General features: G+C 67.0%; 22 protein-coding genes. 6 read left to right on the forward strand and 16 right to left on the reverse strand.

Annotated features, from left to right (window positions below; genetic code table 11):
• Positions 1-18: 18 nt before the first annotated feature.
• The 4 genes from AC3RCC_RS19165 to AC3RCC_RS19180 all read right to left on the reverse strand — a co-directional run bounded on the left by AC3RCC_RS19165 (position 19) and on the right by AC3RCC_RS19180 (position 3931).
• Positions 19-1473: a TolC family protein gene (locus AC3RCC_RS19165; RefSeq protein WP_492256261.1), complete on the reverse strand. Its 1455-nt coding sequence runs from the start codon at positions 1471-1473 to the stop codon at positions 19-21.
• Between the two features lie 2 nt (positions 1474-1475).
• Positions 1476-1730: a hypothetical protein gene (locus AC3RCC_RS19170; RefSeq protein ID WP_492256262.1), complete on the reverse strand. Its 255-nt coding sequence runs from the start codon at positions 1728-1730 to the stop codon at positions 1476-1478.
• 81 nt (positions 1731-1811) lie between these two features.
• Positions 1812-3188 (reverse strand): ATP-binding protein, encoded by a 1377-nt coding sequence (locus tag AC3RCC_RS19175; protein ID WP_492256263.1) that lies wholly within the window; start codon positions 3186-3188, stop codon positions 1812-1814.
• A complete protein-coding gene (locus AC3RCC_RS19180) occupies positions 3185-3931 on the reverse strand; it encodes a response regulator transcription factor (protein WP_492256264.1) in 747 nt (248 codons plus the stop codon). Before AC3RCC_RS19180 ends, AC3RCC_RS19175 begins: the two co-directional genes overlap by 4 nt.
• Positions 3932-4449: 518 nt before the next feature.
• On the opposite strand from AC3RCC_RS19180, the gene AC3RCC_RS19185 reads away from it, so the two are divergent.
• The 5 genes from AC3RCC_RS19185 to AC3RCC_RS19205 are packed head-to-tail and all read left to right on the forward strand — an operon-like array spanning position 4450 to position 8175.
• Positions 4450-5226, forward strand: a complete 777-nt coding sequence (locus AC3RCC_RS19185; protein WP_492256265.1) for an ABC transporter permease — start codon at positions 4450-4452, stop codon at positions 5224-5226.
• Complete coding sequence (locus AC3RCC_RS19190; RefSeq protein ID WP_291636646.1) at positions 5223-6029, forward strand: ABC transporter permease; 807 nt, start codon at positions 5223-5225, stop codon at positions 6027-6029. Before AC3RCC_RS19185 ends, AC3RCC_RS19190 begins: the two co-directional genes overlap by 4 nt.
• Positions 6026-6784 (forward strand): ABC transporter ATP-binding protein, encoded by a 759-nt coding sequence (locus tag AC3RCC_RS19195; protein ID WP_452118192.1) that lies wholly within the window; start codon positions 6026-6028, stop codon positions 6782-6784. The genes AC3RCC_RS19190 and AC3RCC_RS19195 overlap by 4 nt, the downstream gene beginning before the upstream one ends.
• Positions 6781-7110, forward strand: a complete 330-nt coding sequence (locus AC3RCC_RS19200) for a hypothetical protein (protein WP_291650476.1) — start codon at positions 6781-6783, stop codon at positions 7108-7110. The genes AC3RCC_RS19195 and AC3RCC_RS19200 overlap by 4 nt, the downstream gene beginning before the upstream one ends.
• Before the next feature lie 3 nt (positions 7111-7113).
• Positions 7114-8175 (forward strand): ABC transporter substrate-binding protein, encoded by a 1062-nt coding sequence (locus AC3RCC_RS19205; RefSeq protein ID WP_492256266.1) that lies wholly within the window; start codon positions 7114-7116, stop codon positions 8173-8175.
• A 150-nt stretch (positions 8176-8325) separates the two neighbouring features.
• Here the strand turns inward: AC3RCC_RS19205 and AC3RCC_RS19210 are convergent, their stop codons facing one another.
• The 11 genes from AC3RCC_RS19210 to gabT form a co-directional block, all read right to left on the reverse strand.
• A complete protein-coding gene (locus tag AC3RCC_RS19210; RefSeq protein ID WP_492256267.1) occupies positions 8326-9732 on the reverse strand; it encodes an FAD-binding oxidoreductase in 1407 nt (468 codons plus the stop codon).
• A gap of 29 nt (positions 9733-9761) precedes the next feature.
• Positions 9762-11111 carry an amidase gene (locus AC3RCC_RS19215; RefSeq protein WP_492256268.1) on the reverse strand — a complete coding sequence of 450 codons (1350 nt, stop codon included), beginning with the start codon at positions 11109-11111 and terminating at the stop codon, positions 9762-9764.
• Between the two features lie 15 nt (positions 11112-11126).
• Positions 11127-11864 (reverse strand): ABC transporter ATP-binding protein, encoded by a 738-nt coding sequence (locus AC3RCC_RS19220; protein ID WP_452118197.1) that lies wholly within the window; start codon positions 11862-11864, stop codon positions 11127-11129.
• Entirely contained in the window at positions 11861-12622 is a 762-nt protein-coding gene (locus AC3RCC_RS19225; protein ID WP_291636639.1) for an ABC transporter ATP-binding protein, read from the reverse strand. Before AC3RCC_RS19225 ends, AC3RCC_RS19220 begins: the two co-directional genes overlap by 4 nt.
• Entirely contained in the window at positions 12622-13515 is an 894-nt protein-coding gene (locus AC3RCC_RS19230; RefSeq protein ID WP_291636638.1) for a branched-chain amino acid ABC transporter permease, read from the reverse strand. Before AC3RCC_RS19230 ends, AC3RCC_RS19225 begins: the two co-directional genes overlap by 1 nt.
• Before the next feature lie 4 nt (positions 13516-13519).
• Positions 13520-14395 (reverse strand): branched-chain amino acid ABC transporter permease, encoded by an 876-nt coding sequence (locus AC3RCC_RS19235; protein WP_291636637.1) that lies wholly within the window; start codon positions 14393-14395, stop codon positions 13520-13522.
• A 12-nt stretch (positions 14396-14407) separates the two neighbouring features.
• Complete coding sequence (locus tag AC3RCC_RS19240) at positions 14408-15643, reverse strand: ABC transporter substrate-binding protein (RefSeq protein ID WP_291650464.1); 1236 nt, start codon at positions 15641-15643, stop codon at positions 14408-14410.
• 72 nt (positions 15644-15715) lie between these two features.
• Positions 15716-16915 carry a CaiB/BaiF CoA transferase family protein gene (locus AC3RCC_RS19245; protein ID WP_492256269.1) on the reverse strand — a complete coding sequence of 400 codons (1200 nt, stop codon included), beginning with the start codon at positions 16913-16915 and terminating at the stop codon, positions 15716-15718.
• Positions 16916-16948: 33 nt separating this feature from the next.
• A complete protein-coding gene (locus AC3RCC_RS19250) occupies positions 16949-17722 on the reverse strand; it encodes an enoyl-CoA hydratase/isomerase family protein (protein WP_492256270.1) in 774 nt (257 codons plus the stop codon).
• The gene (locus AC3RCC_RS19255) at positions 17719-18699 is read right to left on the reverse strand and encodes an aminopeptidase (protein ID WP_291636633.1); all 981 of its coding nucleotides are present in this window, start codon (positions 18697-18699) and stop codon (positions 17719-17721) included. Before AC3RCC_RS19255 ends, AC3RCC_RS19250 begins: the two co-directional genes overlap by 4 nt.
• Positions 18700-18706: 7 nt before the next feature.
• A complete protein-coding gene (gene gabT / locus AC3RCC_RS19260; RefSeq protein ID WP_492256271.1) occupies positions 18707-20062 on the reverse strand; it encodes a 4-aminobutyrate--2-oxoglutarate transaminase in 1356 nt (451 codons plus the stop codon).
• Positions 20063-20220: 158 nt separating this feature from the next.
• Here gabT and AC3RCC_RS19265 point away from each other — a divergent pair, with 158 nt between their 5' ends.
• The gene (locus tag AC3RCC_RS19265) at positions 20221-20883 is read left to right on the forward strand and encodes a GntR family transcriptional regulator (RefSeq protein ID WP_291636631.1); all 663 of its coding nucleotides are present in this window, start codon (positions 20221-20223) and stop codon (positions 20881-20883) included.
• Between the two features lie 133 nt (positions 20884-21016).
• Here the strand turns inward: AC3RCC_RS19265 and AC3RCC_RS19270 are convergent, their stop codons facing one another.
• Entirely contained in the window at positions 21017-22081 is a 1065-nt protein-coding gene (locus AC3RCC_RS19270) for an NAD(P)-dependent alcohol dehydrogenase (protein ID WP_492256272.1), read from the reverse strand.
• Positions 22082-22185: the final 104 nt, after the last annotated feature.

The following is a 22185-nucleotide window of genomic DNA, read 5'->3' on the forward strand; positions in this document are numbered from 1 at the left end:
GCTGTCGTTCCCCGCTCGCTAATGGCCGCCGCCGGCCTCGCCGCCGGACGCGGCAGCGACGGTGGCCCCGTCCCCGCCCGCCCCGCCGCCGATGACGACATGCTTGAGGTCGGTATGGGCGATCCAGAAATCCCGCCGCGCATTGATGGCCGCGACGTTCGAGAGGATGCGGGCGCGCGCATCGGTGATGAGCTGCGTCACGTCGATCAGCATGCCATTATAGTGCAGCAGCGACTCGTCCTGGATGATCTTGCGCAACGGCAGGACATTGTTCTGGTACTGGCGGGCAATGTCGTAGGTGGCGCGATAGCCGACATAGGCTTCGCGCGCCTCGGAGCGGATGTTGACCGCCTTCTCCGCCAGCTTGTTAGCGGCTTGCATGTAGGTCTGCTCGGCCTGCACCACCTTGGACTGGCCGAAATCGAAGATCGGAATCTCGATCTCCAGTTCGACGGTGCGGCTGCGGCTGGTCTCGCGCTCGACTTCGCCGGCATGTGACAGGCTGCGGCCACGGTCATAGGTGCGGCGGCCGAGCAGATCGATGTCGTTGACGAAGCGCGTCGCATTGGTCAGGCCGAGCGCCCCGGCGAGCGCATCGAGATCGGCGCGGGCGACCTTGAGATCGATGCGCTTGCGCAGCGCCTCGGATTCGATCGCCTTGACGCTCTGCAGCCGCGGCAACGGGGCGAGCATACCGGGCAGCTTGAACTTGAGTTCGTCGCCCCAGAGGCCAAGCTGGCGCACCAGCCGCTCGCGTTCCTGGCGCTGCACGAGCCGCGCCTGGGCGAGCTGGGCTCCGAGCTCGGCATCAAAGGCGAATTCGCGGGCCTGGTCGAGCTTGTTGACGCCGCCGGATTCGCCGAGGCGCTTGAACAATTCGGCAGCCGCGTCGCTCGAGCCCTTGGCCTGCTCGATGAAGCCGACCTGGGCATTGGCCGCGACGGCGCGGTGATATTGCCGGCGCGTGTCGGCAGCGAGCTTCAGCACCGTCTCGGCGGTACGCAATTGCGCGGCCTGGAAGCGCTCGCGGGCGATCTCGGCCCGCGCCGGCAGCGTCACCAGTGCGAAGATGCTGCCGGCGATCTGCCGCTCGATCTCGAGAGCGAAGCGCCCCGAGCGGCTGGAGATGCCGAGTGTCGGATTGGGCGGCAGGCTGGCAGCGACCATCTGTGCCTCGGCGATGCCGAGCTCGTTGAACGCGGCCTGCAGGCCACGATTGTTGAGCAGGGCGACCTGGACGGCGGCATCGGCACTGAGCGGCTGCTTCAAAAGCTGGTCGACGCGCGCCTTGGCGCTGATCGCCCCGGTCGCATCAGTGATCTTGACGACATCCTTGTTGAGCTCGGCGAAGGCGACGTCACGGGCGACGCCGGTCCCGGCATCGGGCGAGAATGAGGCGCAGCCTCCGAGAAGGACGGCGAGCGCGACCGGCAGGCCGCGGCGGCCATGGAGGGACAGGTTCCGCTGCTTCACGATCACTGCCCCTTCGGCGCCACTTGGCGGTTGAGATCCTGCCAGCCCCTGGGCTCGGCCGGGCGCAGCGCCCTGGCGCCGGAGACGGCGACATAGGACGGTGCCGGCACGGCGACGCTCGGGTCGGCCGGGTGGCGGCCGGCGAGCGGATAGGCCGGGCTGCAGCCCGCCGCCAATGCGGCGAGCGCCAGGACGGCCGCGACATTGCGCGTCCGAAAGGAACGTCGGAAAGGATGCGGTGGAGGCTCGGTCGGCATCGCTCGCTGGCTTCGCAGAGGTGAATCGGCTGACGAAGCGAAATTAGCGAAACGGCCTCCGGAGCGGTGTTACATATTGTTTCAGCGGCCGGAACGGGCCGAAACCCCGGCCTGCGGCAGCCGGACGCGCGCCCGCAGACCGCCCTCGGGCCGGTTCTGCAAGGTGACGTCGCCGCCATGGCCGCGCAGCGCGCTGCGTGCGATCGTCAGGCCGAGACCGACGCCGCCAGTCTCGCGGCTGCGCGAGGTTTCGAGGCGCACGAAGGGCATGAAGACCCGCTCGAGGTCCGTCTCCGGCAGACCTGGACCGTCATCGTCGATCAGGATCTCCGCTCCGCCGGCGTCCTGCGCCAGGCTGATCCGGACCGGGCCGCCATAGCGCGCGGCATTGTGGACGAGATTGGTCAGAGCCCGCTTAAGCAAGAGGCGCCGGCCACGCCAGCGCAGCTTGCCCGGCCCTTCCAGCACGACGTCGTGGCCGGCATCGAGCGCATCGTCCTTGATCGTCTCCAGCAGGGCGGCGAGATCGAAATCGCGCAGTGGCTCCTCGCTGCGCTCGCCGCGCAGGAAGGTCAGGCTGGCATCGAGCATCGCCTCCATCTCGTCGAGATCGGCATCGATCGCCGGCGGCAGCGCCTCGTCCCGCGCGCCCTTCGCCTCGCGCAGCTCCTGCGCCCGCAGCCGCAGCCGGGTCAGCGGCGTCTTCAGATCATGCGAGATCGCAGCGAGCGTCTGGGTACGCTCGTCGATCAGACGCTTGATGCGGTTTTGCATGTCGTTGAAGGCACTGGCGAGCTCGCGCACCTCGGCCGGCCCCTTGACCGGCAATTGCGGTGCCTCCGCCCCGACATAGGCGCGGCGCGCGGCATCGGCGAACATGCGCAGCGGCCTTGTCAGCCAGCGCACCATCAGGATCGCGACGAGGATGACGCCGAGCCCCATCAGGCTCGTCGACCAGACGATGCCGTGCATGCTGCCATGCGGGCCGCTGAGCTTGGTCACGCTGAAATTGACCCAGCCCTCGTCAGGCGCCCTGATCGAGAGCTGGAACTGATGGGGGTCGATGCCGCCATCCGGCAGGCGCGGCGCCGAGAGGATCAGGCGCTCCTGGGCGAGTTCCGGCGCAAGTTCGAGCAGCCTGCCCCGCAGGGGCTCGAACTCGGGTCCGGCGCTGGCCCCGGCGCCTCCGGCAGTGAGCTCCGTCGCGCTCCAATGGACTTCGATCGGGCCGCCCGAAAGCGAATGCGCGATCGTCTCGCGCTCCTCGACCGGCAATGCCAGCACGGCGCGCTTGATGGTGACGAGCCGCTCGGCAAGGCGGCTTTCGTTGGCGAGATCGACCTCGGAACGCAGCCCGACCTGATAGCTCCACAGGCTGAGCAGGTGGAAAAGACCCAGCCCCAGCAGCAACACGACGATGGTGCGCGACTGGATCGTATCCGCGGCGCGCCAATTCATCGACGCTCGACCTCCGGCAGGAACATGTAGCCGGTGCCGCGCACGGTCTTGATCATGGCATCGCCGCCAGCCTCGATCTTCTTGCGCAGGCGGCTGATCTGCACGTCGACGACGCGGTCGAAGCCGGTGGCGACGCGGTTCTTGGCGATGTCGAGCAGCGCCTCCCGCGACAGCGCCTTGCCCGGTGCCTCGACGAAGGCGCGCAGCATGTCGAACTCGCCGGTGCTGAGATCGACGACGCTGCCTTGCGGATCGACCAGTTCGCGGCGGACGATGTCGAGGGTCCAACCGGAGAAGCCATAGCTGCGCACCGCGGCAGCACCGGGCTGGCTGACCGCCCGCCGGGCCCGCCGGATCAGGGCGTTGATCCGTGCGACCAGCTCGCCGGGGCTGAACGGCTTGGCGAGATAATCGTCGGCGCCGAGATCGAGGCCCGAGATGCGGTCGTTTTCCTCGCCGCGCGCCGTCAACATGATCACCGGGACGGCGGAACTGCGACGCAGCTCGCTGCAGAGCTCGAAGCCGGAGGCTCCGGGCAGCATGACGTCGAGCACGATCAGATCGACCGGCGCCCCCTTCAGGCTTTCGGTCATCTCACGGCCGTCGGCGGCGGCGCTGACGCGGTAGCCATTGGCCCGGAGCAGGCGGCTGACCAGGAAACGGATCTGCGGATCGTCATCGACGACGAGGATATGGGCCTCTGGCGAGCCGAGCGGCGCGGGGCTCGCGGCAGTGTCGTTCACGGCATGCTGGTCCCTGGTCGTTCGTGGCAAAGGCTTCTTCTAGATCACCGCGCATCGGTTCGGACGCAGTCACGGTGATCTATCTTTTTGTTATCGCATCGGAGTTTTCCGAAAAGTGGATCCCGCTTTTCGGTCCGATGCTATAGCGCGGCCGGCCTCGATACGATCGTGACAAATTGTTTCGGCGCCCTGCCCCGCGCCCGTCTCATCTTGTTGGCCGTCGAGTCGAGCCCGTCGCGGCGGAATTTGCAAGGAGCCGGACAGCGAAGAGGCCGCGCAAGCCGGAGCGATGGCCCAGGGCGGCCTCAGCCCGCGGTGATCTCGACATGGTTCCGGTGGAAGATCCGGCTTGCCGCTCGGGAAACCCGCCTGTACGTTCTTGTATGCAAGATGCGAAGTCTCGAGGTTCGCTCGATCGAACCGCCGCAAGAGACGCGCCTAGGGAATATGCACTCACCTTCGTGGTGCGGGCGGATTGATTGCTTCGTGGGCCGATGGCGCACGCGCAGGGAGGATGCATGGTCGCAGGCAACCGCTTGGCGGGGGCGCTGACTTTCGTCGCGCCTTTGGCTTTCCTGGTCGTCATCTGGGCGATCGTCGTTCCCGTATTCGAGGTCAGGCCGCAGATCTTCCCGAGCGTTTCCTCCGTCTTCGCCGCCGGTATCGCCGGCCTGCGTGACGGCACCCTGCTCACCCATGTCGCGACCAGCCTGGCGCGCGTCGCTATCGGCACCGTGCTGGCGATCATCGTCGCGGTGCCGCTCGGTATACTCATGGGAATCAGCAAGGGCGTCTCGGCCTTCCTGACGCCGCTGCTGCGCTTCTTCTCGGTGCTTGCCGGCATCGCCTGGATCCCGATCGCGACGCTCTGGTTCGGCTATGGTTTCGGCGCCATCGTCTTCGTCATCTTCAACGCCGTCTTCTTCGTCGTCGTCTACAACACACTGCTCGGGGTCTCGACGATCCCGATGCCGATCCGCAATGCGGCAGCGTCGCTCGGGGCGGGCCGGCTCGCCATGCTGAGCGACGTGCTGCTGCCCGGCGCCCTGCCGAACATCGTAACCGGCATCCGCACCGGGCTCGGCTTTGCCTGGCGCGGCCTGATCGCGGCCGAGATGATCGCGACGAATGTCGGCCTCGGCTACATGCTGTTCGTCGCCCGTGACTTCTACCAGACCGAGGTGATCATCCTCGGCATGATCGTGATCGGCACGCTCTGGCTGCTGATCGACCGGTTGATCCTCGCTCCCCTGGAACTCGCGACGATCGAACGCTGGGGCCTGGTGCGCGCATGAACGCCGCCCTCGTCCTCTGGAGCTGGTGGGTCCGCACCTCCGCCAAATGGCCGGTTCTGCAGACGCTCGCCCCCTTCGTTCCGGTCGTCGCGCTCTGGTGGGGCGTCGCCGCCTGGGGACCGTTCCCGCCGGCCTTCTTCCCGTCGCCAATGGATGTCGTGCGCGCCTTCGGCGCCCTGGTCTACAAAGGCATCCTGCCGGAATATCTCGGCGACAGCGTCGCCCGGCTCGCCGCGGGCGCGGCCGTCGGCATCGCGCTCGGCATCCCGCTCGGCCTGCTGATCGGCCTGAGCCGGCGCGCCTACACCGCCCTCTGGCCGATCCTGCTGTTCTTCCAGGCGATCGGCGACATCGCCTGGCTGCCGATCCTGATCATCTGGTTCGGCTTCGGTATGACGACGATGACGATCATCATCGTCTACACCGTGCTCTTCCCGGTGGTGCTCAACACCGTGCTCGGCGTACGCTCGGTGCGGATCGAGCTCTACCGGGCCGCCCAGAGCCTCGGCGCGACGCCGTCGCGGGTGCTGACCGAGGTGGTGATCCCCGGCGCGCTGCCGAACATCATCACCGGCCTGCGCAACGGGCTCGGCTATGGCTGGCGCGCGCTGATCGCCGCGGAGATGATCGTCGGCACCAGCGGCATCGGCTTCATGATGTTCGATGCACGCCGGGCCGGCTCCGTGGTCGAAATCGTGCTGGGCATGATCGTGCTCGGCATCCTCTGGTACATTGTCGACGCCTGGGTGCTGGCTCCGATCGAGCGGGCGACGGGGCGTCGCTGGGGACTGGTGACACAGTGAAATCGCTCAGCCTGAAATCGCTCTCCAAGACCTATTTCGACCTCTATGCCGGCTCGCAGCACACGGCGCTGCACGACATCTCGCTCGATGTGCCGGCCGGCGAATTCGTCTCGATCGTCGGCCCGTCCGGCTGCGGCAAGTCGACCATCCTCAATATGGTCGCCGGCTTCATCCCGCAATCGGGCGGCGAGATCCTGGTCGGCGGCGAGCCGGTCAAGGGGCCGGGCGCCGACCGCGGGGTGGTGTTCCAGTCCTTTGCCCTCTTCCCCTGGAAGACGGTGCTGGAGAATGTCGGCTTCGGGCCGAAGATGCGCGGCATCGCCAAGGCCGAGCGCGACGAGATCGCGCGCGAATATCTCGACCTGGTCGGGCTGGCTCATGCCGCCGACCGTTATCCGAACGAGCTCTCCGGCGGGATGCAGCAGCGCGTCGGCGTGGTCCGGGCGCTGGCCAACAAGCCGGACATCCTCCTGATGGACGAGCCTTTCGCCAGCGTCGACGCCCAGACCCGCATGACCCTGCAGGAGGAGCTCACCCGGATCTGGGAGGAGCGCCGCCCGACGGTGATCTTCATCACCCATGACGTGCCCGAGGCCGTCTTCCTGGCGAACCGCGTCGTCGTCCTGTCGAAGGGCCATATCCTCGAACAGGTCGAGATCCCGCTGGCGCGACCGCGCGTCTGGGACCAGCTGGTCGAGGATGACGACTTCAAGGAGCTTTCCAACAAGGTCCTGGCGCTGGTGAGGGCGGCATGAAGCTCGCCCGCGCCGCGCTCTCATCGAGACGGGGCCGCATCCTGCTCGGCCTCTTGGCCGCGTGGCTCGCCTGGCAGGCCTGGCTCGTGCTCCACGCCCCGTCCAAGGTCGCGGGCGGCTTCCCCGAGCGTCAGCGCGTCAACGCGCTGATCACCCTGCCTTTCGTGCCCGAGCGCTTCCACATCCTGATCTTCCAGCGCTTCGGACGCGTCTCGGGCACCGACGGCAACAGCGTCGAGGTCAGGAATATCGACAAGAACCAACTCAACGCCATCGCCCGCTACTACTGGGTGAGCAGAATTGAGCCCTTGCAACCGGGAGGATAGAGCATGATCACACGCAGGACTATGCTAGCTGGAGCCGCGGTCATCGCCGCGCCGGCTGTCGTCAGGGCGCAGCAACTGGTCAAGATGAAGGCCGGCATGGTCACCGGCATCGACCAGCTCGGCCTGCCGATCGCGCTGGAGCGCGGCTTTTTCGAGAAATGGGGTCTCGATGTCGATATCGCCCGGCCCTATGCGACCGGCGTCGACGCGCTGAACGCGCTTCAAGCCGGCGAGAGCGAGATCGTCCAGGTCGGCGTGCCGATGATCGGCGCCGTCGTGCGCGGCATGGATCTGGTGGCGCTCGGCAACTATAGCGGCAACGCCCACCGCGGCGGTTCTGACGCCACCATGGCGCTGGTCGCCCGCGCCGATTCCGGCATCACCAAGGGCAACCTCGCCTCCCTCAAGGGCAAGAAGATCGCGGCCTCCTTCGGCACGATCAACCATCTCTACATCCTCGCTTTGATCGAGAAGGGCGGGTTGACGCCGGCCGACGTCACGCTGGTCAACACGCCGCCGCCGGACATGACGGTCGCGCTCCTTGCCAAGGGGATCGACGCCTTCGTCGGCTGGGACCCCTGGCCGATCATCGCGCTCAAGGACGTGCCGGGCGCGGTCGAGATCATTCGCGGCGGCGACGTCATCGCCTATGTCGGCTTCAATGTCGGCATGCGGCCCTGGGTCGCCGCGAACGGGCCGAAGATCGAGAAGTTCCTGGCGGCGGTCTCCGAGGCCGACCAGTGGATGCGCAAGAACCCGAAGCTCGCGGCACAGGTCGGTACGCGCTGGATCCCCGGCCTCAAGCAGGAGATCGCCGAGGCGGCGATGGAGTTCAACATTCAGCAGGCCGACAGGCGCCTCTCGGCCAATAACTACCGGGCGATGTGGGCGGCGCTCGACCGGCTGAACCGGCTCGGCTTCCTGAAGTCGACCTTCGACGTCAACAAGCACATCGAGCCCAAGCACATCCTCAAGGTGATGCAGGAGCACCCTGCACTGTTCAACGACCTGCCGCCGATCCCGGCGGATGTCGCGATCGGCCCAGGCTACGAATTCAAGCCCTGACCTATCGCGATTGGCGGGCGGCGGCAACCGAGTGCCGCCGTCGCCGGCGCATCTCCGCGCCTAGCCGATCCGCGGAGATGCCCATCCCGACGCGGATCCTGCGAAAGGTCGGTGCAGCTGCAAGCAGGCAGCGCCCTGGCCCAGCGCCCTTCAATACGCGACCGATCCGACCGAGCCTGTTCCGAAGACCTGCCGAAGCGCCTGCGACAGGGTCCTGACGCGCGCCGGGGTATAGCGCGCATAGAGCGCGGCATTCGCGCGCCCGAGCGCATGCTCGCCGCTGAAGCTCCCGCCATAGCTGGATACGACGAGATCGTTGACCCGGTCCTTGACCCTGGCGATTTCGCCGGCATCGGGAGAACCCGGATGCACGAGATTGAAATGCATGCCGCCATCGGCGATGTGGCCGAAATCGCAGATCGCGAGCTCGGGGAACTCCGCCCCCAGCACGCCGGCCACTTCCCGCCGGAAGGCGACGAGATCCGATCGGCGCAAGGAGAGGTCGAAGCCGATGACGTGTCCCGAGGCCCGCAAGCCCTCGGACAGGGAATGGCGCAGGGCCCAGAGTTCCTCGCCGCGCCCCATCAGCGCATCGGCCAAAAGCGGCTCCTCCTGCTCGAAGAGTTCGCCCAGGACCTGCTCCAGCACGGTTTCGAGGCTCGCCTCGCCCTCGCGGGCTGGCCATGACCGGGTCAGCTCGACGAGGATCGCATAGGGCGGGATCTCGCCGCGTGCGAAGGGATTGCGCAGTTGCGCGACATGGCCGAGCGCACGCGCCATCGCATTGCGCGACATGCCCTCCAGCGCGCTGAGATATTCGCCGCAGCCGCGCTCGACCAGCCCGAGCAAATGGGGAATGGCGTCGTCGCTGGCGGGAACGAGCAGCGCCGTCGCCGCTTGCAGCGGGCGGCGCTGCACATCGAGAACAGCCCTGGTGACGATGCCGAGGGCGCCACAGCTGCCGATGAACAGCTGCTTGAGATCGAGCCTCGAATTGTCCTTGCGCAGGCCGCTGCGCAGATCGAGGACCGTGCCCTCGGCGTCGGGCAGCACGACCTCGAGCCCCAGCACCTGCCGGCGCATCGCGCCGTAGCGCAGATAGCGTGCTCCGCCGGTGTTGGTGGCGATCATGCCGCCGATCATCGGATCGGCGCCCAGATCGATCGGCAGGAACAGCTCATGTTCGGCGAGCAGGCCGTTGAGCTGCGAGAGACGAACGCCGGCCTCGACCTCGACGGTGCGGTTGGTCGGATCGACGACCGGCCGGCGGTTGAGCCGGTCGAGACTGAGCACGAGCTGCGTCCCGGAGATGTCCGGCGTCGCCGCGCCGACAAGCCCGGTATTGCCTCCCTGCGGCACGAGCGTAAGCCCATGCGCGACGGCATAGGCGACGACCGCCGAAACCTCGGCTGTCGTCGCCGGGCGGACCACCGCGGCGGCGCGCCCCTCGTCATAGCGCGCCCCGATCTCGTAGCTGGCCTTGTCCGCCGGATCGACGAGCAGATGGCGGTCGCCGACAAGCGCGGCGAGCGCGTCGAGATGTGGCCTGTCGATCATGGTCGCTCCGCGTCGCCGGGAGATCCGGCTCAGGCCTGATGCGCGGTGCTGCCAAGAATGGCCTCGATGCAGCGTGCATCATGAAGCAGGCGCGCATCCTCCTTGACGCAGCCGACGACCTGGAAGCCCAGCGGCAGCCCGGACGGGCCACGCGCCGCCGGCAGCGTGATCGAGGGGTTGTGGAGCAGCGACCAGATGCGGATGAAGGCGGAGCTTCCCGTGCTCGTCGCCTCGGGCGCCTCGCCGAGCGTCGAGGGCATGACGATGACGTCGACATCGCCGGCGACATCGTAATAGGCGCGCCGGCAGCGATCCGCGGCATCGAGCGCCTGCGCGTAGTCTGCCGCGGTATAGCTCTCGCCCAGTTCGAGATACTCGATCAGCTCGCGGTCGCATTTCTCGGCATGATTGCGCTTGATGTCGGCGTATTCGCGGGCGAGATCATAGGCCATGATCACGTCCTGCGCTTCGCCGATGCCATCGAAGACCGCCGGCATGGCGAGCGTCCTGACGGTCGCACCCGCGGCCTCCAGCTTGCGCAGATGGCCTTCGAAGATCGCCAGGGCAGCAGGATCGGCCTGATCGAAATCCTTGGTGCGCCAGACGCCGACGCGGAGGTCGCGCCGCAGCGTGGCAGTGGTGTCGAAGCGCGGATCGCCGGTGAAACCCTTCATGAACAGGGTCGCGTCCTCGACCGAGCGGCAGATCGGCCCGATCACGTCGAGCGGACGCGAATAGGTCCTGATCCCGACATAGGGAATCGCATCGAGCGTCGGCTTGAAGCCGACGGCGCCGCAGAAGGCGGATGGGCGCAGGATCGAGCCGGCCGTCTGCGTGCCGATCGACAGCGGCGCCATGAAGTCCGCGACCGCCGCGCCCGAGCCGGCCGAGGAGGCGGCGGGCGTACGCGTCAGGTCATGCGGGTTGCGCGCCGGCCCCGGCAGCATGATGGCGTGGCGCGACACGGTGTTCTTGCCGAGCACGTTGAAGCCGAGATTGCGCGCCATCGTCACGACCGGCGCGTCCAGCTTCGGCTGGCGCCCCGGGAAGATCTCGGGATCGCCGAGCTCGGTCGGCATGTCGGCGGTGTCGATCGTGTCCTTGAGGCCGAGGGGAACGCCGTCGAACGGCTTGCTGCGGCCGTTGCGATCGAGCAGGCGGGCGCGCTCGATCGCCGCCTCGGCCCCGACATGGACCCAGGCCCGGACACCGGAATTACGCTCCTCGATGCGCTCGAGGCAGGCGCGGGCCCAGGCCTCGCAGGTCAGGCTGCCCTGCTCCAGGGCGCGCAGGCCCTCGGCGACGGTGAGCATGGCCGTGGCGCTTGCAGCCGGCCGTCGCGGCGCGACGGGACGGGTGCCGACAGTCATATCGTTCATTGGGCGTGTCCTGTTCTAGATCTGCGCGTGGGAGCCAGGAGAGCCGGCGCCATGGCCCCGGCCGATGTAGACGTCACCCATCTCCTCGTTGGCGAGCAGATTGGCGCCGGTGTCGGTCAGGACGATGCGCCCTGAATCGAGGATGTAGCCCCGGTCGCTGAAGGCGAGCGCCTGCCGGGCGCGCTGCTCGACCATCAGCACGGCGACGCCGGCCTGGGGCAGCTTGCGCACTTCGGCGAAGACCTGGTCCGTCAGGGCCGGTGACAGCGCCGCCGAAGGCTCGTCGAGCAGGATCAACCGGGGGGACGACATCAGGGCGCGGGCGAAGGCGAGCTGCTGGCGTTCGCCGCCCGACAGATTCTCGGCATAGGTGCCACGCCGCCCGGCGAGGGCCGGAAAGAGCTCGAACATCTCGCGGATGCGCTGCGGCTTGCCGGTGACGTGCTCGACGACCTGGAGATTCTCCAGCACCGTCAACGTGCCGAAGACGTTGCGGACCTGCGGGACATAGGAGATTCCGACGCGGATGCGATCCTCGATCGCCAGCCGCATCAGGTCGATGCCGTTGAAGTTCATCTCCCCCGAGAGGCGCGGGAGGAGACCCATCGCCGCCTTGATCAGGGTCGACTTGCCGGCACCGTTGGTGCCGGCGATGGTGACGATCTCGCGCTCGGCCACCACCATGTCGATGCCGCTGATGATATCGACATCGCCATAGCCGCCGGAGAGCCCGGCGATCCTGAGCAGACTCATATCACCCCTCCCATATAGGCTTCGCGGACGCCGGCATCGGCGAGCACCGCCTCGGGCGTTCCGCTGGCGATCACCTGGCCGCGGTCCATCGCGTAGAGACGCGGCACCAGCCGCGCGAGTTCGGCGAGATTGTGCTCGATGATCAGCACGGCGATGCCGCGCCGGTTCAATTCGACGATGCGCTCGCAGAGCTGGCCGATCAGCACGGGATTCACCCCGGCGAACGGCTCGTCGAGCATGATGCAGCTCGGCTCGAGCATCAGCAGTCGCCCGATTTCCAGGAGCTTCTTCTGGCCGCCGGAAAGCTTGCCGGCGAGCTCGTCGGTGACGCGGGCGAGATTGAGGAAGGCGAGGACTTCACGCACGCGCTGCGCCAGCCTCTCCTCCTCCTCGCGGATCGCGCCCCGGGCGAAGAGCAGGTTTGCGAGCTTCTCGCCGCGCTGGTCGCGCGCCGCCACCATCATGTTGTCGAAGACGGTCATCTGGCTGAACTCGCGCGGCACCTGGAAGGTGCGCGCCAGCCCGCGCCGGACCCGCTGGTGAACTGCGAGCTCGGTGATGTCCTCGCCACGGAAGACCACGCTGCCGGACCCGGCCGGGATATAGCCGGTGGCCACGGAGAACAGCGTGCTCTTGCCGGCACCGTTGGTGCCGATCAGCCCGACGAGCTCTCCCTCGCCGACTTCGAGGGAAACCGAGCTCAGCGCCTTGAAGCCACCGAAACGCGCGGTGATGTCGGTCACGGAGAGGAGGGCCATCAGTGCTTCCTCTCAGCGGATTTGCCGAACAGGCCCTGGGGCCGGTAGAGCACGACGCAGATCAGGGCCATGCCGATGATCCAGATGCGGACGCTCGCGAGCTGGACCTCGGAAATCCCGGTGAAGATGTCGCGCAGGAAGCGCGAGCCTTCCAGGAAGCCGACCAGCAGCACCGTCCCCATGACGACGCCGCGCAGCGAGCCGACCCCGCCCAGCACGATCGCGATCCAGATGTAGAAGGTGATCAGCGGGACGTATTGCTCGGGGCTGATGAAGGTCAGGTAGTGGGCCTGGAGGCCGCCGGCGAGCCCGGCGATGCCGGCACCGATCATCAGCGAGCGGGTCTTGAACTGGGCCGGGTTCTTGCCCAGTGCGCGCACCGCCACCTCATTGTCGCGGATCGCCTCGATGACGCGGCCGAACGGGCTCTTGATGATCTGGTGGATCGCGAAGAACACCGCGATGCAGACCACGACCAGCAGCAACAGGATGCACAGGTCGATATAGCGCGGCTCGACCCAGCCGGCGAACAGGCGCGGAATGCCGGGCAAGCCATGCATGCCGCGCGTCAGCCACTCCTCGGTCTGCAGCGTCATGCGTACCGCTTCGGAGAAGCCCAGCGTGACAATGGCGAGGTAGTCGCCCCCCAGACGCAAGGCGATGATGCCGATCGGATAGGCCGCCAGCGCCGCCAGCAGCGCCGCCGCCGCCAGGGAGACCGGCACCGGCACGCCCTTCAGCGCGAGCAGCGCGGAGGCATAGGAGCCGATGGCGAAGAAGCCGACATGGCCGAAATTGACGAGCCCGGTGAAGCCGTATTGGAGCGCCAGGCCGCTGGCCATCAGCAGGTAGACCAGCACGCTGATGGCGATGGCGATGAAATAGCCTTCCATGACATCACCTCGCAGCGATGGGACGGCCGAGCATGCCCTGCGGACGCAGGAGCAGCACGACGAGAAGAATGAAAAAGGCGAGGACGATCTTGTAGGCGGGGCCGACATAGAGGCTCGCGACTTCCTGCGCGATGCTGAAGGTCACGATCCCGAGCACCGCCCCGACCGGGCTGCCGATGCCCCCGAGAATGACGCCGGCGAACATCGGCATCAGCAGTTCCCAGCCCAGTTCCGGCAGCACCACGGCCTTGATGCCGAGCAGGGCGCCGCCCAGGCCGCAGAAGGCCCCGGCGATGGTCCACAGGAAGATCATCACGCGGCGGGCACGGATGCCGCTGGCGGCGGCGAGCTCGGCGCTGTCGGCGATGGCGCGCATGCGCCGGCCGGTCGGCGTCAGATACATGATGAAGAAGACGACGAAGAGCGCGGTCAGCGCCGCGCCGACGATGTAGAGGTCCGTCGGCAGGATGCGCAGGCCGCCGAAGTTCCAGGCCCGGACGAGCGGAACGTCGATGACATACTGATCCTGGCCGGCGAAGAAGGTGATCGTGCTGCGGACAGCGAAGGCCACTCCGATGGACGCGATCAGGCGCGAGACATGGGAGCGCTCCGAGAGCGCCCGGAAGACCCAGAAATACATCAGCAGCGAGATGGCGGCGGTCGCCGTCATCGCCGCCAGCACCGCGGCCACGATCGAGCCGCCCAGCACGAGCTGGGAGGCCATGGTGGTGTAGGCGCCGAGGGTCATGTAGTCGCCGGTGGCGGCGTTCGGAAAGCGAGCGATGCCGAACACAAGCGTGATCGCGAGTGCCGGCAGCGCCAGAAGCATTCCGATCACGACGCCGTTGATCACGGCATTGGCGATCGAGATCAAGTCCATCGGAGAGCTTTCCTATGCCGGCAGCTTGCCGGGGATGGTCTCCTTCAGGACGAGCTTGCCGTCCCGAATGTCGGAGACCCCGAAATCGGGAACGGTCTCGCCGTGCTTGCCGAAGTCGAGACGGGACGAGGCGCCTTCATAGTCGACCTTCTCGCCCTTCCTCAGCAGGTCGCGCCCCTCGGCGAAGCCATTGACCCTTGTCCCGCCGACGCCGGTGACGCTGCGGATCTTGCCGTTGACCCCGGCGACATCGGCCTGCGGCCCGGCAGCCTCGAGCGCCAGCGCCAGCGTGATCACCATGTCGTAGCTCTGCGCGGCGAAGATGTCCGGCTCGCGCTTGGCCACCTTCCTGAACGCGGCCGCGAAGCGCTTATAGGCCTCGTGCTTGTCGGCTGCGACGTTGGAGATCGAGATCAGGCCCTCGGTCGCCTCCTTGCCGAGTGCCTTGACGAGGTCTTCGTTGGCCGTCCAGCCGGGCATGATGAACTTGCAGTCCTGCCCGGTCTGGAACCATTCCTTCAGGATGATGGTGGCGTCGGGGCGGTAGGCGCTCAGCGAGATCACGTCGGGCTTGGTGGCGAGAACGCGCGCCAGTTCGGTCCGGTAGCTGCTCTGGTTGGGCTCGTAGATCACGAAGGCCTCGACCTTGCCGCCGCCGCTCTCCCAGGCGTTCTTGAAGTAGTTGGCCTGGCCGACAAAGGTCGAGTTGTTGAAGGCCATCACCGCCGGGCGCTTGAAGCCGCGCTGACGGGCGACCTCGGCGAAGGCGTTGCCGAAGATCGCGTTGGAGGCCTGGAACATCCAGGCGAGCCCCTTCTTGTTCTCGGTCAACATCTCCGGCGCGCCGCAGGTGTTCATGGTGATCACATTGGCGTCGTTGGTGATCGGCATGGTCGCCAAGCCGACCGAGGACGGCCAGATGCCGACCACCGCCTCGACCTTGTTGATCTCGACCAGCTTCTTCACGGCGAGCACGGCAGCTTCCGGCTTGGTCTGGTCGTCCTCGGCGAAGAGCTGGAACTTGCGCCCGGCGGCGCCGCCGGCCTCGTTGACCTCGTTGACCGCGATTTTGATCGCCTCGAGCATGTAGGGGCCGTAGGGGCCGCCGATCCCGGTGATCGAATTCAGCGCTCCGAGGCGGAACACTTTCTCCTGCGCCAACACCGGGGCCTGCAGGGCCCCCAATGTCGCCGCGGCCGTTCCGGAAATCAGGAAGCCGCGCCGCGATAGGTCGTATGGCTGTCTCATCGTCGTTCCCTTGTGGTTGGTTGTTCCGGCTCGTTTTTGTTATTGGGGGCCGTAGCGGCCCCGGATACCGCCTTATTGAACGGCGCCGCGTGCCCTCAGGCTCGCGATCTGGTCTTCCGGCACCCCGAAATTGCGCAGCACGAGATCGGTGTCCTCGCCGAGCAGCGGTGCAGCCTTGCGGATCGCACCGGGGGTCTTCGAGAACTTCGTCGGGATGCCGATCATCTTCATGGCACCGAGCTTGGGATGCTCGATCTGCTCGACCATGCCCCGCGCAAGATAATGCGGATCGTTCATCGCATCGCCGAAATCGTTGATCGGGCCACAAGGCACGCTCGCCGCCTCGCAGCGCGCGATCCAGGTCGCGGCGTCGGCCGAGGCGAAAGCCTCCTCGAGCAGCGGTTCGAGCGCCTCGATATTCGTCATCCGGTCCATGTTGGTGAGGAAGCGCGGATCGTCGATGAGATCCGGCTGGCCGATCACGTCGCGGCAGAGCTTCTCCCAGGTGCGCTGGTTGGCTGCACCGATGACGATGAAGCCGTCGCCCGTGCGCAGCGCCTGATACGGCGCCGAAACGCGATGGCGGCTGCCGGTCGGCTGGGCGACGGTGCCTTCGGCGAAATAAGCCGCCGCCTCCCAGACGAACCAGGGCAGGCCGCATTCGGCGAGCGAGATGTCGATCTGCTGGCCCTCACCGCTGCGGATCTGGTGGACATAGGCCGCCATGATCGAATAGGCGGCGGTCAGGCCGGCGCCGACATCATAGATCGCGATGCCGGATTTGAGCGGACGGCCGCCAGGCTCGCCTGTCATGCTCATGATGCCGGTCAGCCCCTGTGCGACCAGATCGAATCCCCCCTTGCGGGAATACGGCCCGGTCTGGCCATAGCCGGAGATCGAGCAGTAGATCAGGCGCGGATTGATGGCGCTCAGCGTCTCGTAGTCGACGCCGAGCGACTTGGTCACGCCGACGCGATAGTTCTCGACGACGACGTCGGCCCAGCGGACCATGTCGTAGAGGATCTCGCGGGTCTCGGGATCCTTGAGGTTGAGCGAGACGCCCTGCTTGTTCCGGTTGATGTGGGCAAAGCAGCTGGACTCGCCGTTCACATAGGGTCCCATTTCGCGGGAATCATCGCCGGTGACCGGCTTCTCGACCTTGATCACCTCGGCGCCGAGATCCGCCAGCACCATGGTGCAGTAGGGCCCCGCCATGATCTGGGAGAGGTCGAGGACCTTCATTCCCGAGAGCGGGGGAAGACGATTGCTCATAGTGTTCGAACCTGTGTTCTCTGAGGTCATGGCTCAGCGTCCGACGAAGACCGGCTTCAGCTTGCGGGCGAAGGCGTCGCGACCAAGCCGATAATCCTCGGTGTCGAAGCAGGCATAGGCCTCGTCCTTCTCCGCCTCGCTCAGCGGCTCGCTCAGCCGCAGTCGCTGTATGAATTTCTTGTGCCAACGGTTGACGAGCGGGGCAGCGGCCGCGATCCGCGAGGCTGCGGCGAAGGCCTCGTCGGCGATATCGGCATCATCGGCGAGCCGTGCCACCAGCCCCTTGGCCAACGCTTCCTCGGCCCCGAACACCCGCCCCTCGATCAGCATTTCGAGCGCGGCCGCATGGCCGATCACGGCGGCGATGTCGGCCAGTTCGCGATAATCGAGCGTCAGGCCGATCCGGTTGATCGGCACGCCGAAGCGTGCCGATCGGGCGGCGATGCGGACATCGCACATCGCCGCGATCTCCAGGCCGCCCCCGACACAGACGCCCTCGATGCAGGCGACGGTCGGATGGCGCAGGTCCTTCAGCCGATCGGTCATCTCGAGCGTGAAATCGGCGTATTCGCGCGCCTGCTGGCGCCCGTCGCGATCCTCGCCGAAGCCGCCGATATCGCTGCCGGCGCAGAAATGCCCGCCTGCCCCGCGCACGACGACGCAACGCACCCCGTCATCCGCCTCCAGCTCGGCGAAGGCCGCCCCGAAGGCGCGGTACATCTCCATGGTGAAGGCGTTCCGCTTGGCGGGGCGGTTGATCAGAACCGTCACTACGCCCTGGTCGTCGCGGCTGAGATCGATGCTCATGACGCGGTTTCCAGCAGCAGCTCGGTGCCGCGCAGCACCGGCTGTCCGTCGAGCTCGAGCGTGGCATCGGTGAGGATGGTGTCGTAATGGGCAGCAGCCTTCACGGTGCCGCCGATATAGGCGCTGGTCCCGAGCGCGAGCTGGATCGAGCCATAGACGCTTTCATCGGAGAGCATGGTGCCGTCGAGGACGCATTTCGGGTTCATGCCGACGCCGAGCTCGCCGAGATTGTAGACCAGCGGGTCGTTGAAGCTCGCCAGCAGATCGCGGAACTGGCGCGCTTCCGCACCACCCTCGATCGCAACCGCCATGCCCTTTTCCATGTGGATCCGGACGGGCTCGCTGCCGATCAGCGAGACGCCCGGAATGCTGGCATTGACGACGATCACACCGTCGGCCGTGCCTTCGACCGGGGCCAGGCTGGCCTCGAGGCAGTAGCCCGCGGAAATATCGACCGTGTTCGCGAAGCCGTGCAGCGCCCGCCCGCGCCTGCCGGCGATGCTCATGGTCACGTCGGTGCCGGCGGGGCTGGTGACCCGCGCCGTCGAGGCGGCCGTGAAAGCCGCAGCCAGCGCCTCGATCTCCGGGCGAAGGCCGACGAAATCAGCCTCCCAGCCCTCGGCCATGAAGAAATCGGACTGATGCGATTCCGGCAGCACGATCACGCCCGTGCCGGCGCGCGTCGCTTCCTGACGTGCCTGGGTATGGGCGATGTTGGCGCGCGTCAGCCCGATGACCAGATCGGCCGCCTTCATCGCCTCCGCGGCGATGGTCGAGAGCTGGCGGCCATGGCGGGCCGAGCCCTCCACCTGCATGAGATGGATGGCCGCGCCGACCTCGGACAGGGCGATCGCCAGCGGCTCGACATTATGGTCGGTGTAGAGATCGTAGAGAACAAGAACCTGGCTGTCCGGCCCGGCGGAGCCGAGCAGTTGCACGACCTTGCGGGCGTTGGCGAGTTTGAGCAGCGTGTTCATGGAAACCTCAGGCGCTCCTGGCGAGCGGCTTGTGGCGCGCCTCGACGAGCGCGATCGCCTCGCCCAGAATATCGAGACCGCGTTCGAGCTGATCATGTTCGAGCGAGAGCGGGCCGAGGAAGCGGATCACATTGCCGTGGAAGCCCGCCTTCACCAGGATCAGCCCCCGGCGATAGGCGGCATCGACGATCTCGGCCGCGATGTCGCCGGCCGGCTCCTGTGAGCGCCGGTCGCGCACGATCTCGATGGCGCGCATCGCTCCCAGCCCGCGGGCATCGCCGACGACGGCGTATTGCTGAGCCCAGGCGGCGAACCGTTGCTCGACGATGGCCCCGATGCGGCGCGCCTTCTCGCGATAGTCATCGCGCTCCATCACCGCGATGGTCGCGAGCGCAGCCGCGCAGGACAGCGGGTTTCCGCCATAGGTGCCGCCGAGACCGCCGACCTTCGGCACGTCCATCAGATCGGCGCGGCCCACCAGCGCGGCGATCGGCATGCCGCCGCCCATCGATTTGGCGAGGGTATAGAGATCGGCCTCGACGCCTGAATGCTGGGTCGCGAACCATTCTCCGGTCCGGCAGAAGCCGGACTGGATCTCGTCCGCGATCAGGACGATGCCATGGCGGGTGCAGTATTCGCGCAGCTTGCGGAGGAAGGAGGCCGGGGCGACGTGGAAGCCGCCCTCGCCCTGGATCGGCTCGATCACCACCGCCGCAACCGCTTCCGGCGAGACTTCCATCTCGATCTGGCGGGTGAATTCGGCGAAGGCGACGTCGGCGCAAGCCTCCTCGCTCTGCTGGGGCGAGCGGTAGAGGACCGGGAACGGCGCGCGATAAATTTCCGAGGCGAACGGCCCGAAGCCGCTCTTGTAGCCCGGCGCCTTCGCCGTCAGCGACAGCGCCATATAGGTGCGACCGTGGAAGGCCCCCTCGAAGGCCACCACCGCCTGGCGTCCGGTGGCGCTGCGCGCGACCTTGATCGCGTTCTCGATCGCCTCGGCGCCGGTCGTCTGCAGCATGACCTTCTTCGGCCAGGTGCCAGGCACCAGCGAGATCAGCTTCTCGGCCAGCTCGATGTAGCCGGGATACATGACGATGTTGAAGCAGGTGTGCAGGAAGCGGTCGGCCTGCGCCTTCACGGCGGCGACCACCTCGGGATGGGCATGGCCGACATTAAGCGTGCCGATGCCGCCGGCGAAATCCAAGAACGCGTTGCCATCGACATCGTTGAGCCCGGCGCCCGACGCCGTGGCGGCGAAGACCGGCGGCCCATTGGCAACGCCGCGAGCCACCGCCGCATTGCGCCGCGCCAGTAGCGCACTCCCCTCCCGGCCGGGAACTTCCAGTTCTCGCTCGAGCGCCATGATGCCGTCTCCGCCTTCGTTCAGGTGGAGGCAACCTAGCTCTGTACATTTTCGTGTGTCAACTATGATGCAATCGATTGTACAATATTTTGTCGACACGATTGATCTGACTGCCGCTTCCCTCTATTCCGGTGTCAGCAGAATTTGGGATCGCAGCAATGCCGAGGCAGAAGAGACAGCCCACGACGGTCGAGGCCGCCATCGTCGACATGCGCCGGAAAATCTCCTCGCGGGCGCTGAGCCCGGGGAGTCGCCTTCCCGAAGAGGACCTCGCCCAGGCCTACGACCTGCCGCGCGCCAAGGCGCGCGAGGTGCTCGCGACGCTCGAAGACCGCAACCTGATCACGCGCGAGCCCAACAAGGGCGCGGTGGTGAGCGCGGTCGACATGGAAACGACCTACCGGCTCTACGAGGTCCGGGAAGCGCTCGACGGGCTGGCGGTCCGGCTCGCGACGCTGAACACCAAGCCGTCCGACTGGGACGATGTCAGCGAGCTCTTCGGCCCATCCTTCGAGGAAAGCCTCAAGGCCGGCGACATCGACCGGCATGTCGAGGCGATCGAGACCTTCCGGGCCCGGATCACCGCCGCCGCGCGCAACCCCGTGCTGAGCGACCTGCTCGAGCGGGTCTATGACCGCACACGCGTCACCATCCGGCGCGTCGCCTTGCTGCCCGGCCGGGCCGCGATGGGCATCACGCAATACCGGGCCGTGCTCGAGGCGATCATCCGCGGAGATGCGGACGCGGCCGAACAACGCATACGCGAGCTCAACCGCAGCGCCCGTGACTATATCGAGCGCTACAAGGACTATGTGCTCTAGATCGCCGCGCGTCCGTTCGGACGCGGTTACGGCGATCTATCTCATTGTTGTCGCATCGGAGTTTTCCGAAAAGTGGATCCCACTTTTCGGTCCGATGCTATAGGACCGCCCGGCGCCCGCGCCCGGCGGAGCCTCAGGGGGTTATCGCGACCTTGAGCACGCCGTCGCGCTGGTGCGAGAACAGATCATAGGCGTCCTTGATCCGCTCCAACGGGAAGCGATGCGTCACCAGCGGCGCGAGATCGACCCGGCCTGACGCGACGACGTCGACAAGGCGGCGCATCCGCTCCTTGCCGCCCGGGCACAGCGTTGTGACGATGCGATGATCCCCGAGCCCCGCGGCAAAAGCGCCGAGCGGGATGGTGAGATCGCCCGAATAGACGCCGAGCGAGGACAGCGTTCCGCCCGGGCGCAGCACGCGCAGGGCGGCGGCGAAAGTCTCCTGCCGTCCGAGCGCCTCGATCGCGACGTCGACGCCCCGCCCCTCGGTCAGCCGCATGATCTCCTCGACGGGATCGACCTGCGAAAAATCGACGATTTCGTCGGCGCCGAGCCGACGCGCCACGGCCTGCCGCTCCGGTATGCTCTCCACGGCGATGATGCGCGTCGCGCCCATCAGGCGTGCGCCGGCGGTGGCGCACAGGCCGATCGGCCCTTGGGCGAAGACGGCGACGCAGTCGCCGATCCTGACACCGCCGCGCTCGGCGCCGGAAAATCCGGTCGACATGATGTCCGGACACATCAGGACCTGCTCGTCGGTCAACACCGAGGGGACAGGCGCGAGATTGACCATCGCGTCCGGCACGAGGAGATACTCGGCCTGAGCACCGTCGATGGTGTTGCCGAAGCGCCAGCCGCCCATGGCCTTGAAGCCGTGGCGCTCACCTGGCCCATCCTGCGAGGAACAGCCGCACAGGCAGGCGGCACTGTGACCGGACGGCGTGATCGCGCCGGCGATCACGCGCTGCCCCTCCTGAAAGCCCCGCACCTCCGAGCCGAGCTTCTCGATCACGCCCACTGGCTCATGGCCGACCGTAAGGCCGCGCGCCACCGGATACTCGCCCTTGAGGATATGGATGTCAGTGCCACAGATCGTCGTCGTGGTGACGCGCAGCAGCGCATCGAGCGGCCCGACATCCGGAATCGGCTTGTCTTCGAGCTCGATGCGGCCGGGCTCCGCGAACACGGCCGCGCACATCATCCTGGATCGGGCAGGCCGCCCCCCGTTCGTCCCTGGCTGCGATGCCGAGCGCTCTGACGACATGATCATCCTCCGAAGCCACAGCTGGATGCCCCGACGAT

This window comes from Allobosea sp. GW823-FHT01F03, assembly GCF_058798075.1.